9 protein-coding genes and 2 pseudogenes are annotated in these 15,447 nt (G+C 75.0%); 5 read left to right on the plus strand and 6 right to left on the minus strand.

Annotated features, from left to right (window positions below; all coding sequences use genetic code 11):
- Positions 1 to 18: 18 nt before the first annotated feature.
- The gene (locus tag ACGF15_RS14430) at positions 19 to 3,912 is read left to right on the plus strand and encodes a helix-turn-helix domain-containing protein (protein ID WP_392798975.1); all 3,894 of its coding nucleotides are present in this window, start codon (positions 19 to 21) and stop codon (positions 3,910 to 3,912) included.
- Between the two features lie 329 nt (positions 3,913 to 4,241).
- Here ACGF15_RS14430 and ACGF15_RS14435 read toward each other — a convergent pair whose 3' ends face one another.
- Complete coding sequence (locus ACGF15_RS14435; RefSeq protein WP_362609575.1) at positions 4,242 to 4,565, minus strand: hypothetical protein; 324 nt, start codon at positions 4,563 to 4,565, stop codon at positions 4,242 to 4,244.
- Positions 4,566 to 5,425: 860 nt separating this feature from the next.
- Between ACGF15_RS14435 and ACGF15_RS14440 the strand changes: the two are divergent.
- From ACGF15_RS14440 to ACGF15_RS14455, 4 genes and pseudogenes are all read left to right on the plus strand, one after another.
- Positions 5,426 to 6,598: pseudogene (locus tag ACGF15_RS14440) on the plus strand (alkaline phosphatase PhoX); the annotation flags it as partial.
- 48 nt (positions 6,599 to 6,646) lie between these two features.
- Positions 6,647 to 7,237: pseudogene (locus ACGF15_RS14445) on the plus strand (proprotein convertase P-domain-containing protein); the annotation flags it as partial.
- Between the two features lie 430 nt (positions 7,238 to 7,667).
- A complete protein-coding gene (locus ACGF15_RS14450) occupies positions 7,668 to 8,819 on the plus strand; it encodes a hypothetical protein (protein ID WP_392798978.1) in 1,152 nt (383 codons plus the stop codon).
- 291 nt (positions 8,820 to 9,110) lie between these two features.
- Positions 9,111 to 9,779: a TVP38/TMEM64 family protein gene (locus tag ACGF15_RS14455; protein ID WP_392798981.1), complete on the plus strand. Its 669-nt coding sequence runs from the start codon at positions 9,111 to 9,113 to the stop codon at positions 9,777 to 9,779.
- A gap of 376 nt (positions 9,780 to 10,155) precedes the next feature.
- Here ACGF15_RS14455 and ACGF15_RS14460 read toward each other — a convergent pair whose 3' ends face one another.
- From ACGF15_RS14460 to ACGF15_RS14480, 5 genes are all read right to left on the minus strand, one after another.
- On the minus strand, positions 10,156 to 11,046 hold the full coding sequence (locus ACGF15_RS14460; protein ID WP_345614994.1) for a M56 family metallopeptidase: 891 nt from the start codon (positions 11,044 to 11,046) through the stop codon (positions 10,156 to 10,158).
- On the minus strand, positions 11,043 to 11,411 hold the full coding sequence (locus ACGF15_RS14465; RefSeq protein WP_362609593.1) for a BlaI/MecI/CopY family transcriptional regulator: 369 nt from the start codon (positions 11,409 to 11,411) through the stop codon (positions 11,043 to 11,045). Before ACGF15_RS14465 ends, ACGF15_RS14460 begins: the two co-directional genes overlap by 4 nt.
- A 276-nt stretch (positions 11,412 to 11,687) precedes the next feature.
- On the minus strand, positions 11,688 to 12,929 hold the full coding sequence (locus ACGF15_RS14470; protein ID WP_362740545.1) for a DUF1015 domain-containing protein: 1,242 nt from the start codon (positions 12,927 to 12,929) through the stop codon (positions 11,688 to 11,690).
- A 69-nt stretch (positions 12,930 to 12,998) separates the two neighbouring features.
- Positions 12,999 to 14,294, minus strand: coding sequence for an MFS transporter (locus ACGF15_RS14475; RefSeq protein WP_362609564.1), 1,296 nt, complete (start codon positions 14,292 to 14,294; stop codon positions 12,999 to 13,001).
- Entirely contained in the window at positions 14,294 to 15,424 is a 1,131-nt protein-coding gene (locus ACGF15_RS14480; RefSeq protein WP_345614991.1) for a PLP-dependent cysteine synthase family protein, read from the minus strand. The genes ACGF15_RS14475 and ACGF15_RS14480 overlap by 1 nt, the downstream gene beginning before the upstream one ends.
- Positions 15,425 to 15,447: the final 23 nt, after the last annotated feature.

Raw genomic sequence — 15,447 nt, forward strand, 5'->3', positions numbered from 1 at the left:
ACCGCCTTGGGGGACGTCATGGGGGACCCGCAGCCCGGAGATGCAGCAGACCGCACCGACGACCGGGACGGGAGTCCGCCGCCCCCTCCCCGTCGGCCTTCCTTCCCCGCACAACTGAGGAGAACACGGCAGGAACGCGGGCTCTCCCTCGCCGACCTGGCCCGCAGGACGCACTACAGCAAGGGCTACCTCAGCAAGATCGAGACCGGCGCCAAGCGCGCCACGCCCGATGTCGCCCGCCTGTGCGACCAGGTGCTGAACGCCCGAGGCGCCCTGCTGCGGCTGGTGGAACCGGCGCCGGGGGACGGCGAGCCCCCTCGGGCAGCGGAGGACGCCGCACCGCATCCCGACGACGCGTGCCCCTACCGCGGTCTGTCCCCGTTCACCGCGCAGGACGCGGAGTGGTTCTTCGGGCGGGAGCGTGCGACGGCCGCACTCGTCGAGCGAGTCTTCCAACGGGTCGGGTGCGGACCGCTGATGCTGGTCGCACCCTCCGGCGCGGGCAAGTCGTCCCTGCTCAACGCCGGTCTCGTCACCGCGCTCCGGCGCGGGGACCTCCCCATGCCCGGCGCCGACCGCTGGCCGGTGGTGACCCTCACGCCGACCTCGCGACCGCTGGACGAGCTGCTGGAGCGCGCCGCGAAGGCCCTGGGCGGGGACCTGGGCGTCACCGTGGCAGAGGTGCGGGAACGCCCCGAGGCGCTGCTCGGCGCCGTACGCGCCGCGGTGGACGACGCGCCGCCCGCGCCGCCCGGGGAACGGCGGCCCCCGCCGCCCCGACCCGTCCTGATCGTGGACCAGTTCGAGGAGCTGTTCACCGTCTGCACCGACGAGGAGGAGCGGCGCTCCCTCGTCCGCGTGCTCTGCGCGCTCGCGACCGCGCGGCCGACGGAGCCCGCGTACGACCCCGCGGTGGTGGTCCTCGGCATGCGGGCCGACTTCACCGGCAACTGCCTGGACCATCCCGAGCTGACCACGGTCCTGACCGACGGGCTCTTCGTCCTGTCCCCGATGTCCGTGGCCGAGTTGGTGGAGTCGATCACCCGTCCGGCCGAACGCGCCGGAATCACCCTCGACCCGGGGCTCGTCCCCCTCGTGCTCCGCGACGCCGGTCTCCGTGACGAGCCCGGCACGGCGGCTCCCGGCAGCGGCGCCGACACGCCCGCCGGCGTTCTGCCCCTCGTCTCCCACGCCCTGCTCTCCACCTGGCAGCGACGCGAGGAGTCCCGGCTGACCGTCGCCGGCTACGAGCGGGCCAGCGGCATCCGGGGCGCGATCGCGCGCTCCGCCGAAAGCGTCTTCGCCCGGCTGCACCCGGCCGAGCAGAGGACGATCCGCCGCATCCTCTCCCGGCTCGTCCATGTCGCCGACGGCACCGGGGCGACCCGCCGCCGGATGGGCCGGGCCGCCCTGATGGAGCAGTTCGCCGACGCGGACGGGGCCGCCGCAGCGCTCGACGCCTTCGTCCGGGCCCGGCTCGTCACCCTGGACAGCGACACGGTCGAGATCACCCACGAGGCCCTGCTGCACGCCTGGCCCCGACTGCGCGACTGGATCCACGCCGACCGCGCCGGGCTCCTGCTCCACCAGCAACTCGCCTACGCCACCGCCGAATGGGAGCGCGAGGACCGCGACCCGTCCGCCCTCTACCGGGGCACCCGTCTGGACACCGCCTGCGCCTGGGCCGACGAACTGGACGGCTGGAGCCGACTCGGCCCGGGCGAGGAGGAGTTCCTGCGGGCCGGACAGGCCGAGGAGGACGGGCGCAGGGCCCAGGCCAGGCGCCAGGTCCGGCTGCGCCAGGGCATGCTCGCCACGCTCGCCGTCCTGCTGGGCCTCGCCCTGACCGCCGGCGCCCTCGCCTACACCCAGCGCGAGAGCGCCCTGGCCCAGGAGCGCATCGCCCGCTCCCAGGCGCTGGCCGTGCGGTCGGCGTCCCTCGCCGGGGGACGGCCGGAGGCGTCGATGCTGCTCGCCGAGGAGGCCTACCGCGCCGGTGCCACCGCCGAGGCGCGCGGGGCGCTGCTCAGCACCCAGGCCCAGCCCTTCTCCGCCCGGCTCACGGGCCACCGCGGACCGGTGAACGCCGTGGCCTTCGCACCGGACGGGCAGTCGCTGGCGACGGCCAGTTCGGACGGCACGGTGACCCTGCGCAGCGCGGCCGGCGGCCACCGGACGCTCGCCATCTTCACCGTCCCCGGACGGGTGCGCTCGGTCGCCTTCGGCCCCGGCGGCCGTACCCTCGCGGCGACGTCGACGGACGGACCCGTGAGTCTCTGGGACGCCGCCGACGAGCGCCGGACGGCCCTGCTCTCCTCCCGGACGAAGGGCGCCCGGGCCGTGTCCTTCGACCCGCGCGGGCGTGCGCTCGCCGTCGCGACGGCCGACGGGACCGTACAGCTGTGGGACCTCGGGCGAGGCCCCCGGCTCACCGCCTCGCTCCCCGGGCACGAGGGCGCCGTCAACGCCCTGGCGTACGCCCCCGACGGCCGGACCCTGGTCTCGGCCGGAGCCGACGGGACCCTGCGGCTCTGGGACACCGACCGGGCCCGGCCGCTGGGCGTCCTGGAGGGGCACACCGACGCGGTGCTGGGTGCGGCCTTCGCCCCCGGGGGGCGCGAGGTGGCGTCCGCCGGTGTCGACCGGACCGTACGGCTGTGGGACCCGCGGACCGGCCGGCAGACCGCGACGTTCACCGGGAGCAGCGACGACATCAACGCCGTCACGTACATGCCCGACGGCGCCACGGTCGTCGGCGCGGTCGGCGACGGCACGACCCGGCTGTGGGACGTGCGCAGCGGCCGCCAGACCGCGACGCTCGCCGGGCACACCGACTACGTCCTGGGAGTGGCCGTGACCTCCGACGGGGCCCTCCTGGCCACGGCGGGTTTCGACCAGTCCGTGGTCCTGTGGAACCTGGGCGGCCCGGTGCTGACGGCCCGTCCGTTCACGGAGGTCTGGCAGGTCGAGTACAGCCCCGACGGGAAGCTGCTGGCCACCGCGGACACCGATCACACCGTGCGGCTCTGGGACGTGGCGGAGCGCACCGTGGTGCGCAAGCTGGACGGCCACAGCGAGACGGTCTTCTCCGTGGCCTTCTCGCCCGACGGCCGGACTCTCGCCTCGGCGGGCTCCGACGGCACGGTCCGGCTGTGGGACGTGGCCGGGCGCGGGCATCCGACGACGCTGACGGGCCACACGGGGGAGGTCTTCTCCGTGGCCTTCTCGCCCGACGGCCGGACCCTCGCCTCGGCGGGCTCCGACCGCACGGTCCGCCTGTGGGACGTGGCCGCGCGCACCCGTCTGACGACGCTGACCGGCCACAAGGACTACGTCAACGACGTGGCCTTCAGCCCCGACGGCCGCACCCTGGCGAGCGTGAGCGACGATCTGACCGTGCGGCTCTGGGACCCCTCCGGGCGCCGCGGCCCGGCCACGCTCCGGGGGCATACCGGCGCGGTACGGGGCGTCGCCTTCAGCCCGGGCGGCCGCACCCTCGCCACCAGCGGCAACGACGGCACGGTCCGCCTGTGGGACACCCGCGCACACCGCTTCGAGGCGGCCCTGACCGGCCACACCGGCTCCGCGCGCGGCATCGCGTTCTCCCCGGACGGCCGCACCCTCGCCAGCAGCGGCAACGACCGCACGGTCCGCCTGTGGGACGTGCCCCGGCAGCGGCCGTGGGCCACGCTGACGGGGCACACCAACGCGGTGTGGGGCGTCGCCTTCGCGCCCGACGGCCGCACGGTCGCCAGCAGCAGCACCGACGGCACGGTGCAGCTGTGGAACCTGGACCTCGGGGCGCGGCTGGCGGAGGTCTGCCGGCTGCGGTCCGGTATGGAGCAACGCCGACGCGAGGCGCTCCTGCCCGAGCTGAGGGTCTCCCGGAAGGCGCCCTGCGCCCGGAGCTGAACGGCCCCGTACCGGACCTGCCCGCGTCCACGCCGCCCACCGTCGCGGCGTTCACGATGCCCGGCCACGGCGTCGGGTACGCGCGGGCCGCGGCCCGCCGCTGACGCGGGGGCGGGCGACCCGGGGCGGCGCGCCGGGCGGAGCCCGTTCCGCGGCCCGGTGCCGGGTGCCCGCCCGCGTGGCCCCGACCGGCGGGCACCTCGAGCCGGCGGGCCACCGGGCCCTGCGCACACTTCTCGCCCCGGTGGACTCGCCCCGGTGGACTCGTCCCGGTGGACTCGCCCCGGTCGCGGCCGCCCGTCTGCACGACCCTCGCGGCGGGTCCTTCCTCAGGGACGGGGGCGGGGCACCGCCGGTTCACCGTCCGGGTGCCGGTGCGTCGTGCGGCGCCGCCGGGCGCCCAACGGGCTGATCTCGAAGACCAGCCGCCCCAGCGCGACGAGGACGCCCTGCCCGAGCACGAGGACCAGCCACCATCCGTCGCTCCAGTACCAGTCCTCGGTCCAGGGGCGTGCGACCGCCGACGTCACGACGAGATGGGAGAGGGCGACGACGATGCCGACCCGCCGGCGCCCCGGGCAGACGAGCGGCAGGATCGTCCAGAGCGTGGCGACGGGAACCAGCCACGGGACGGCGAAGGCCAGGCCGGACACGGCGCACCTCGTATCGGTGGAGAGTGCCGCCACTGTCGCACCGGCGGGCCCGCAGGACCAGCCCGGCGGGATCTCGCGCGGATCACGATGCGGCCTCGGCGCCCCGCCGAGGCCCGGTGCGCCCGCCCGGGGCGGCGCCTCGGCCCCGTCCCGGGCCGGCATGTCCCGCGCGCCCGGCTGACTGTCCGTCATCGTGCCATGTCGCAGGGGGTGTCCGTCGACGGCGGTCGTACGACTTGGTCCAGACCTCTTGTCAAAATCCTATGCCTATAAGAATCTTTCGGTGGCGGCACGCCGCCGGCGACGCACCGACCCCACCCGTACGTCGTCGTGTACCCGCACCTCACCTGCGCGCCCCCACCCCCACAGGCGCACCGGTGACGTGAGGAACCCCCCCCGCGACGGCGGGGGCTCGTCCCACCCGGCGTCGGCGCACCGGTCTCCGGCAGGCCGTGGTCCACCGCGGCCGGTCCCGATGCGCAGGGCGTCCCGGTCCGGCGCACCGGGACACCGCTCCCCGCCACCAGGCGTCTCCGCACGACCGGACGCCTCGACACCGGCGCGGTGCGTGCACGCCCGCCGCCGGTGCGACGTCCCCGTCGGCACCCGCACCGGCCACGCACCGGCACCCGCCCCGGCCACGCACCGGAGCGGCGCACCACGCTCTCCCCTCCGCCGCGGAACCATGCTCAAGACGGCCGCGCGCCGCCGCACCGACGCCGCGCCCCCGCCGCACCGGCGCCCGTGTCCCGCCGAGGTGGCCTGCCCGTCCGCCACCGCGGCGCACCGCTCCGCCGCCCGGCCACCCGGCCGGGCGCCCCACGACCAAGGAGCCAGCAGTGGTACAGGAAAGTCCAGGAATCGACCGCCGCGCCATCCTGCGCGCCGCCGTCGCCGGCGGTGGCGGCCTCGCCTTCGCCGGGACCCTGTGGCAGGGCGCCGCGCTGGCCGCACCGGCCCAGAACGGCCCCGGCCCGTACGGCGCCCTGCGGGCCGCCGACGCCAACGGCATCCGGCTGCCGAACGGGTTCACCAGCCGGGTGGTGGCGCGCTCGGGCCGGATCGTCCCCGGCACCGGCTTCGTCTGGCACGGGGCCCCGGACGGCGGTGCCTGCTTCCCTGACGGGCAGGGATGGATCTACGTCTCCAACGCCGAACTCCCGGGCGGCAACGGGGGCGTCGGCGCGCTGCGCTTCGACGCGAACGGGGACGTCACCGGCGCCTACGCGATCCTGACCGGCACCAGCCGCAACTGCGCCGGCGGCCCCACTCCGTGGCACACCTGGCTCTCCTGCGAGGAGGTGGAGCACGGCTACGTCTTCGAGACCGACCCGTACGGCGTCGCCCCGCCCGCCCGCCGGGACGCGATGGGCCGCTTCACCCACGAAGCCGCCGCCTGCGACCCCGACCGGCAGGTCGTCTACCTCACCGAGGACGAGCGCGACGGCTGCTTCTACCGCTTCGTCCCCCACGCCTGGGGCAACCTCTCCCAGGGCGGCACCCTTCAGGTCCTGGTCGCCGGGGGCGGCACCAGCGGCTCCGCCACCTGGCAGACCGTGCCGAACCCCACCCCCTCCCCGGGCCAGACCCCCACCCGCAGCCAGGTCGGCGGTGCCAAGCGCTTCGTCGGCGGAGAAGGCGCCTACTACGCCGACGGCCACTGCTGGTTCACCACGAAGGGCGACAACCGGGTCTGGCGCTTCAACGCCGCGGACGACACCTACGAACTCGCCTACGACGACGACCTGGTGAACAACGGCCCGGCCCCCCTCACCAACGTGGACAACATCACCGGCTCCGCGCTCTCCGGGGACCTCTTCATCGCCGAGGACGGCGCCGACATGGAGATCAACCTCATCACCCCGGACGAGGTCGTCACCCCCTTCCTGCGCATCGAGGGACACGGCTCCTCCGAGATCACCGGCCCCTGGTTCACCCCGGCCGGCGACCGCTTCTACTTCTCCTCCCAGCGCGGCACCAGCGGCTCCTCCTCCGGCGGCATCACCTACGAGGTCACCGGGCCCTTCCGGACCCGCGGCGGCGGCCCCGGCGACACCACCCCGCCCACCGCCCCGTCCGCCCTCACCGCCGACGGCATCACCGAGACCACCGTCACCCTGGCGTGGACGGCCTCGACCGACGACACCGGAGTGCACCGCTACGCGGCGGACCTGGACGGCACCGTGGTGAACCCGGCCGTCACGGGCACCGGCCACACCTACACGGGCCTGTCGGCCGGGACCACCTACGTCCTCGGGGTCACCGCCTACGACGCCGCCGGCAACGCCTCGCCCCGCGCCACCGCCACCGTCACCACCGCCGGCGACCCGCCCGGCGGCGGGGAGTTCGGCAACCACACCGACGTCCCGATCCGGGACCGGTCCACCGCCACCTCGACCATCGCGGTCCGCGGCGTCGGCGCGGCGGCGAGCTTCGAGGTGGACCTCGTGGTCCTGCACACCTGGGTCGGCGATCTGACGATCGACGTGATCGCCCCCGGCGGCCGGGAATGGCGGCTGTGGAACCGCTCCGGCGGCAGCGCCGACGACATCCGCCAGACCTTCACCCTGAACGGCGCGGGCGTCGCCGCCGACGGCACCTGGACCCTCCGCATCCACGACCACGCCAACCGCGACCAGGGACACCTGGACTCCTGGACCCTGCGCTTCTGACCTCCGGGGCCGTCCCCTCCGGCGCGGACCCCCACCGCCGCCGGAAGGGACGGCCCCGCATCACCCGGGGCCCCGCACCACCCGGGCCGCGCATCACCCTCCCGGGCGTATCGCAGCCGAAGCAGGCGACGGACCCCACGGCGTCCACCCCCTCCGTCCCCTGCGCGGCAGGCCGCCCACCCCGCCCCGCCAGGCCCCGGCCCGGCGGCGCGCGCATGCGCCGCGACCGCTGCGGCCAGGCCGGACACCGGAGGAAGGCGCCTCTCGCGACGGGCCGGACCCGGCCTCCCGGCCCGGGGCCTCACGTATCACCCCCCACGGCCGGCTCCGCCCCGGGGCGCCCCCGTCCGAGTTCGTGCGGCTCGGTGGACTCCGCCGTCCGGGCCGTGGATCATACTGGTCGCGCCCCGACCACCCACCGAACGGTTCCATGGCCAAGAAGAGCACTCCACCGGCTGCCGCCCCCGACACCGTCTGGCTCGGGCGGGGGCAGTACCTCGGCCCCGAGGCCGAGCTGGACGTCCGACGCAACCTGATCGCGCTCAAGGCGGCCGGGGTCGTCGACGACTTCCTGGACCTCGACCCCGCGGAGGCGGCCCGTTCCACGGACCTGTTCCCCCGGGACGGGTCCGCGGACCCGGGACCGTCCGCCCGGCGCGTCTTCGAGGCGCGCTGGCGCGTGGCCGACGGTGTCACGGTCCGGGCGCAGCTGACCACCTACGAGCCCGAGCCCCGCGCGGCGCAGACCGGGGGCGCCGTCTGGGTGCTCGCGGCCGAGGCGGAGCGGGCCTGGGAAGCGGGCTGGCCGTCGCCCGCCACCGTCTTCTGGCCCGACAGCGACCGGGTCCCCTGGGACCACGACACGGTGCCGGGTCTGCGTCTGCGCACGACGAACCACCTGCCCCAGGACGAATCCGAGCTGCGGCGCCGACTGCGTGACTGCACCCGGCAGAGCTGGTTCGTCCATGTCGTGGTGCACGAGGCCATGACACCCGGAACGCCCGGCCGGCAGCCGATCACGGACTTCCTGCCCCCGGGGCTGCGGCACTGCGTGGTCGAGCACCGCGCCAGGCCGGAGCAGGCGCTCGTCGTCGACTTCGTGACGAAGCGGGAGCTGGGTGTGGGAGTGCCCCGCGGCGGCGCCGTCGTCCTGCCTCCCCAGCCCTCGGCCCCGGACCATGACGCGGAGGCGTTCACGGTCCGCAACGTCTTCCTCGACGGCACCGAACCCGTCGAGCTGGTGGCCAGGATCGTGGAGTTCGCCTCACGCCCGCGCCCGCTGCCGGAGGGCGCCGAGCAGGCCCTGGCCCGGCTGCGCGGGGGCTGGCACCTGCTCACCGTGGACGAGGAACTGGTCCACGCCCGCGCCATGGTCACCCGGTACGCCAAGGCACTCGAAGCCATGACGGCCTCCTGCGACCTGTACCGGGAGGCGGCCGAGTCGGCGCTTGCCGCGGTCGCCGAGGCCACCGGTGGCGACGGCGCGCCCCGGACCCGCACCTCGGCGGCGGCGAAGCCGGACGCCTCGCCGCTGAGGACCCTCGCACAGCGGCTCGGCCAGCTGCGGGGCCCGAACCGCTGAGGAGGAGCCCGCGGGCTCCGGCGCCGTCCGGAACCCGGTCGCGGTTCACCGGCGCCGAGGGGTCGCCGAGCCGGGCCGCCCCGAACAGGGCCTTGTCCTGACGGCCGTTGTCGAATGCGGTCGTTCCCTTGCCCCACCCGGAGGCAGATCACGGCCGTTCCCGAGCGGAAGACGTCCCGCGGCGACCGCGTCACCGCCGACGGGCCCGAACCGGTGCCTGTCGGCTTCGCCGCTCGGGGGCGCCCGCCGTCGTCCCGGCTCCGGCGGAGGACGTCCCCGTACACTCGACGCGTGCGCGTGACACCCTTCGTTCGGCTCGGTCTGCTCGTCGCGATCCTCGCGGCGGCGGCCGGTTCCCTTCTTCTGTGGAGCCCCCGACGCCTGCTGTCGCAGCAGCTCGCCTCGGATGTTCCGCCGCTCTGGGGAGGACTCGCCTTCGTGATCGTGTTCGCGTTGGCCACCCTGGCGTTCTTCCCGAAGCCCGTGCTCAACATCGCGGCCGGAGTCCTTTTCGGCGGTCCCGAGGGGCTGCTGCTCGCCGTGGCGGGGACGACGCTCGGCGGAGTCCTGGCCTTCGGGCTGGGACGGGGGCTCGGTCGTGAGGCGCTGCGGCCTTTCCTGAAGGGGAAGGCGGCGGCTGCACTGGACCGGCTGCTCACCGAGCAGGGCTTCCGCAGCGTGTTCCTGCTGCGGGTCATCCCCGGTGTTCCCTTCCCCGCGGTCAACTTCGCCGCAGCCTTCTCCGGAGTGCGGCTGCGCTCCTTCGCCGCCGCCACAGCGCTGGGCGTGCTGCCCGGCACAGCCGCCTACGTGGTCGCCGGGGCCTCTGCCGCGTCGCCGGCCTCGCCGGCGTTCCTGATCTCCGTCGCGGTCATGGTCGCGCTGACGGCACTCACCGCCGTCTCGATGCGGCGGGCCCGGAGGTCGGCCACCGCCACGCCCGCCCACGGCGCGGCCTGAAGGGTGGATCGGCCGGTGGCCTCGTCATCCCTCGAAGCCGCTCCGCGGATCCGGCAGCGGCCTGCCGGTGGACGACGGCCACCCGGCGGCCGCCCGCTGCCCCTCGCGTGCTGACAGGCGGCGGCGAACAGCGCACGGCAGGAGCGGATCCGGGGCGCGGCCGTCGGCGGGACGGTGCTTCGAGGCGGGACGGGGAGCAGTGCTCCGGGCAGCGGCGGACGCGACGGCGGGGGCCAGGGGGAGGGCGCGGCGCCTGCTCGGCGCTCCGGGGCCGTGACCGCGTCGCGAGGACGATCCAGCCTGCCCGGTCCGGGGCGTGCCGCCGGGGCAGGAGGCCGCCCGGCACGACGGCGGGCGGCTGCCGTGGCCGGACGCGTCAGACACCGGGAGGGCAGGCGACCAGCAAGGGAAGCAGTGGGACGGCCAGGGCGATCGAGGCCACCGAACCGCGGAGTGCCGGGTGGGGGGCACGGCGTGGGCCGAGGATGCGCCGGATGCGGAGGAGGGCCGTCGCGCCACCGGCGCCGAACGCGCCCTTCGGGGTCCCGGCCGCTGCCATCGCGTACATCGCGGTCGCCAGGGCCTCGTGCGAGTGGCTCCGCAGCGTGCGGTCGTCCGCGATCATCTCCAGCAGCACAGCCGTCTCCTCCCGCGTGCGGCGTGCGAGCGGCAGCCAGGGGAAGACGGTGGCGAACGCCTCCGCTGCGGCGATCACCAGATGGTGGCGGCCGGCGATGTGCGCCCGCTCGTGCGCGAGGACGGCGTCGAGCTGTTCCTCCGTGAGCAGCCGCACGGCCGCGTCGCTGACCACGATGCGGGAGCGGAGACCCGGCAGGCAGTACGCCGCGGGGGTGCCGTGCGCCAGGACGGTGGCCCGCAGGCGGTCGGAGCGCACCCCCACCTTGTCGAGCCGGTCACGGTGCCGAGCGCGTGCCAGCCCTGCCCGCGCGAGGTGGAAGAGGAAGGCGCCGACGACCGCGGTGACGACGGAGAGGGGCATCGCCAGGGCCGGCCCGCCGGCCGTGGCTCCCGTGCCGAGGCCGCAGGCGTGCAGCAGCCCCACGAGGCCGGCGTGCAGATGCCCGGTCGGAGCGGCGAGTTCGGAGACCGCGAGCACGGTCGCGAGCGTGAACGACACCATGAGGGCGAACCACACGGCTGCTCCGAGAGCCGGTACCCGGTGGGGCCAGGCGCCGCGCACCATCAGGCGTGGGGCGGCGACGCCCACGACGGCCGCGTACCCCAGAAGCGCGGGGGCCGCGTTCACTGCTTCGCCCGTCGTCCGACGTCCCGCAGGGCCTTCCGGAGCGCCGCGATCTCGTCCTCGTCGAGGTTCTCCACGAACCGCATGAGAGCGGCGGGCCGGTCCTCGCTGGCTTCGAGGCCGTCCTCCATGAGCGCGGCCGAGTACGCCTCACGGGATGCGGCGGCCTTGTACAGCCAGATCCGGCCGTTCCTGGCCCGTGTGAGATGGCCCTTGTGGAAGAGGATCGTCGTTACCGTGGTCACGGTGGTGTAGGCGGCGTCCCGGTGCAGGTTGATGTCGTCGACGACCTCGCGCACGGTGGCGGGGCGGTTCCATCTCCAGAAGCGGTCCATGATCTCCGCTTCGAGTTCCCCCAGCCGGCGCATCGCCCGTTCCTCTCCGCTGATCCGCACTCGGTTTCATACTACGGGCTGTCCCGCAGCGGCCGGTGGGCCGGCGTGCGGCGTCAGATGCGCTGCATCGCACGGCGGAGGGTCGTCCTCATACCGGGCGTATTCGGGCGATTCGACAACGCAGCGGGGCGCCGTGGCGCCGGGTCCGGGAGGACACGTGCCCGGGACGGTGGCCGGGCGTCGCGCGGACGCCGTCGAGCTGTGCGTGCGGGGCACGGCCGGCCCCGGCCGCCGTGCCCCGCTACCGCCCTAGTCAGGTGCGTGCCGCGGCAGGACCCTCATGACCAGCCCGACGGCGGGCTTCGGGCCGAACGAGGTGGACTTGCGGGGCAGCAGAACGCCCTGCTCGGCGAGGTCGCGTATCCCGTTCTCGGTGGGAGTCGGCAGGAGCACGGCGGTGCCCGCGCCCTGACGGGCCACGGCTGCGACGGCCCGGTCGGCGTCGTGCACGTGGACCACTGCGCCGGGCAGGTCGGGAACGGACCAGCAGCTCGTGATGAGGAGGCGGTCGGTGACGGCTGCGGGTTCCCCGCGCCACTGCTCCGGCAGGCCCGCCATCGCTTCGGACAGCGCCGATGGCTGCGGGTCCGTCACACTCCAGGCACCTCCGTCTCCGGCGAGCACCAGCTCGCCGGGCCGGGGCGGCCGCGGCCCGGACGGTAGCGACCGGACGCGTGCGACACCGGACGCCGCTCGCGCGGCCTTCGCCGCCTCCAGACCCGGCAGGAGCCGGTGGATCGGCCTCAGCCGCAGCGGGGTGGAGGCCGAGTCCACGAGCAGCGCCAGGTTGCGCATCCATGGGAGGCCCCCGCGCCGGCGGCTGAGCCGTCGGGACGCCGCGAGGCGGTGGTGGCCGTCGGCGAGGAGCGGGATCCGGCGTGCGCCGAGGCCGGAGGTCAGGAACTCCTGTTCGGCGGGGTCGGTGCACCGCCACAGGTGGTGTGTGACGCCATCCAGCCGGGCGGCGGCGACGCGGGGGTGTTCGGAGGCCCACTCCTCGAGACGGCGACCGGCGGCCCCGCCGGAGCGGTGGGTGAGCAGCAGCGGCTCCAGTTGGGCCCGCAGGCCGTTCAGGTGGGCGGCGCGCTGCCGTACGACGTGCTCCTGCACGTCCTCGTGGGGGAGGACGGGACCGGCATCAGCCCCGGTGACGGCGAGTTCGCCGATGATGCCGCGCTGCAGGAGGCGCGGGCCGAGCCGCTGCTCGTAGACGTACAGCGAGGGCTCGGGGTCCCGGCGCAGGACTCCGCGCTCCAGCCAGCGGGCCAGCTGTCCGGCGGCGTCCCGGGGGGCGGGGGAGTAGAGCAGGCGGGCTATGTGGTGGGGCCGGGCTCGCTGCGCGCGGGCGTACGCGGGACTCATGTCGTCGTGCGGAGGACTGAGCACGGCGGACAACTGGCCAGCCTGCGCCGGGTCGTAGCGGACGGCGCGGAACGGAAGGAGCCGCACGCAGGCACGGGCCTTCCGCGAGGGGACGGTCGTCAAGTTCACTCCTGAAAGTGGGCACGGCGGTACGGGGGCGGGCGCCTCCGGGCGCCCGCCCCTGCCGCGGGTGTCAGGTCAGACGGTCACGGGCTTCGGCCGGGCTCCGGTGTGCGGTGCGGCGAGCCGTCCGGTCCGGTGCAGCCCGTAGAGGGCAGCGGTGCACACCAGGCCGAGCGCGGTCAGCGCCAGCCAGGGCAGCGCGGACAGCCCCGCTCTGCGGGCGGCGTCGAGAGCCGCGCCGGTCAGCAGGTTGCCGAGGGTGATGCCGACTCCGCAGACGGTGTTGTAGAGGCCGTAGTGCGTGGCCACGAGCCGGTCGCCGGAGAGCCGGACGATGGTGTCCATCTCGAACGGGTAGGCGATCATGGTGCCGATCGCGAGGAGGAGCGCGGAGAGCGCCGGCGGTGCGCAGGCACGCAGCCACAGGCCGATGCCCTCGTCGGGTACGGGAACCGCTGCCGCGAGGAGCAGGGGCACGAAGGCCGTCCCCATCGTGAGCAGACCCCAGGTGAGGGCGCGCCCCGGCTCCATACGGGCCTTGCACCACGCGGTCACCCGCGTCTGGAACAGGATCGTGCTCAGCCCGGACACGGCGAACAGGACGGCGACGCCTGCCGTGCCGGACGCGTCCTCGCCGCCGAGTCGCCGCACTTCCAGGGGGAGCGCCAGGTAGACCTGGAAGGACATGACGTACGAGCCGATCATGGCCACGGAGAAGAGCAGGAACGGGCGGTTGGCGAGGATGCCGCGCCACTCGGCAAGCACGCTCCGTCCCTCCCTCCCCTTCGTCTCCTCGGCCCGGCGGGGCGGGAGGGCGCGGATCTGCACCGCGCTCAGGACGGCGAACGTGCCGGCCGCGACCAGGCACGTGACGCGGAAGTCGACCCCCGTCAGCACCATGCCCACCAGCGGCCCGAGCAGGATGCCCGCCTGGTAGAAGACGTTGAACAGCGCGAACGCCTCCACCCGGCGCTCGCCGGCGTCGGTGGCGAGGTAGGCGCGGGTGGCCGGGTTGAACAGGGCGCCGGCGAGGCCCGTGGCCGCGGAGGCGGCGATCAGCGCGGGTACGGAGTCCACCAGTCCCAGGGTGGCGAACCCGACCGTGCGCAGGACGAGACCGGCGATGATCAGGGGCTTGTAGCCGAGCCGGTCCGCGAGCGTGCCACCGACGAGGAACATGCCCTGCTGGCTGAAGTTGCGTACCCCGAGGATGAGCCCGACCAGCCAGCCGGCAAGCCCGAGGGGGCCCGCCAGATGGGTGGCGAGGTAGGGCATGAGCATGTAGAAGCCGAGGTTGATGGTGAACTGGTTCACCATCAGCAGCCGTACACTGCGATCGTAGGAGCGGAACTCGGAGAAAGTACCCTTCATCAGGCCCGCTCCTCCGCCGCCTCCGCCGGCTCGGCGGCGTCGGACCGGTCCTCCCGGCTCAGGGTGAGGGGGTCGACGACGCTGGTGCAACGGGTCCAGCGGAGCGCCTCCTTCTCGTCCAGGCGGCCGATGACCTCCGGTTCGGGCGCGGGCGGGTCGTCGAGGAGGCCGTGCGCGGCGCAGTAGTCGTCGTCGTACACGGTGCCGAGGTAGCGCTGCGGTCCGTCGGGGAAGATCGTCGCGATCCGGGTCTCCCTGGGGAGCGAGCGGGCGAGCCAGCCGGAGACGAGGGCGACGGCGCCGACGCTCCACCCGCCCGTGGCGTAGTGCGAGGTGGCGAGCTGCCGGCAGGTCCACACCGCCTCGCTCGGCGCGACCCAGTGCACCTCGTCGAACCGGTCGTAGGCGACGTTGCGCGGGTAGATGCTGGATCCGAGTCCGCGCATCAGCCGCGGCCGTGCCGGCTGGCCGAAGATCGTCGAGCCGACGGTGTCGACGCCGACCAGGGTCAGGTCCGGATAGAGCTGCCTCAGGACGCGGGAGACGCCCGCCGAGTGCCCACCGGTTCCCACGCTGCACACCAGCACGTCGATGTGGCCCATGTCGGCGGCCAGTTCGAGGGCGAGCGGGGTGTACGCGGTGGTGTTGTCGGGGTTGTTGTACTGGTCCGGGCACCAGGAGCCGGGGTGCTGTTCCAGGAGCTGGGCGACCCGGTCCCGGCGGGCCTGCTGCCAGCCCCCGGTGGGGTGCGGCTCGGAGACCACGTTGACCCGGACTCCGTACGCGGACAGCAGCCGCGTCATGGACCCCTCCAGTCCCGGGTCGGTGACCAGGGTGACGGGGTGCCCGTAGACCATGCCGGCGAGGGCGAGGCCGAGGCCGAGCGTGCCGCTGGTGGACTCGATGATCCGTGCGCCGGGGCGCAGGTCGCCGCGGGCGCGGGCCCGTTCGACCATGTGGAGGCCCGGGCGGTCCTTGATGCCGCCGGGGTTGAAGCCCTCCAGTTTCGCCCAGAACCCGCGGCCGGCCGGGGCGAGCGGCTCCGAGACGTGGAGGAGGGGGGTGTTGCCCACCAGCCCGGGCAGGGCGGATCGGGTGGGGGGTGTGACATCGGTGGTCGGGGAGTGCATGGTCCGCTCTCGTTTCGGTAGGG

This window comes from Streptomyces sp. NPDC048001 (assembly GCF_043203115.1).
Taxonomy (GTDB): domain Bacteria; phylum Actinomycetota; class Actinomycetes; order Streptomycetales; family Streptomycetaceae; genus Streptomyces; species Streptomyces sanyensis.

Excerpts from the sequence above, each read along its gene's own strand:
- ACGF15_RS14430 (WP_392798975.1), top strand. The coding sequence starts at position 19 with ATGGGGGACCCGCAGCCCGGAGATGCAGCAGACCGCACCGACGACCGG.
- ACGF15_RS14450 (WP_392798978.1), top strand. The coding sequence starts at position 7,668 with ATGGCCAAGAAGAGCACTCCACCGGCTGCCGCCCCCGACACCGTCTGG.
- ACGF15_RS14465 (WP_362609593.1), bottom strand. The coding sequence starts at position 11,411 with ATGCGCCGGCTGGGGGAACTCGAAGCGGAGATCATGGACCGCTTCTGG.
- ACGF15_RS14475 (WP_362609564.1), bottom strand. The coding sequence starts at position 14,294 with ATGAAGGGTACTTTCTCCGAGTTCCGCTCCTACGATCGCAGTGTACGG.
- ACGF15_RS14480 (WP_345614991.1), bottom strand. The coding sequence starts at position 15,424 with ATGCACTCCCCGACCACCGATGTCACACCCCCCACCCGATCCGCCCTG.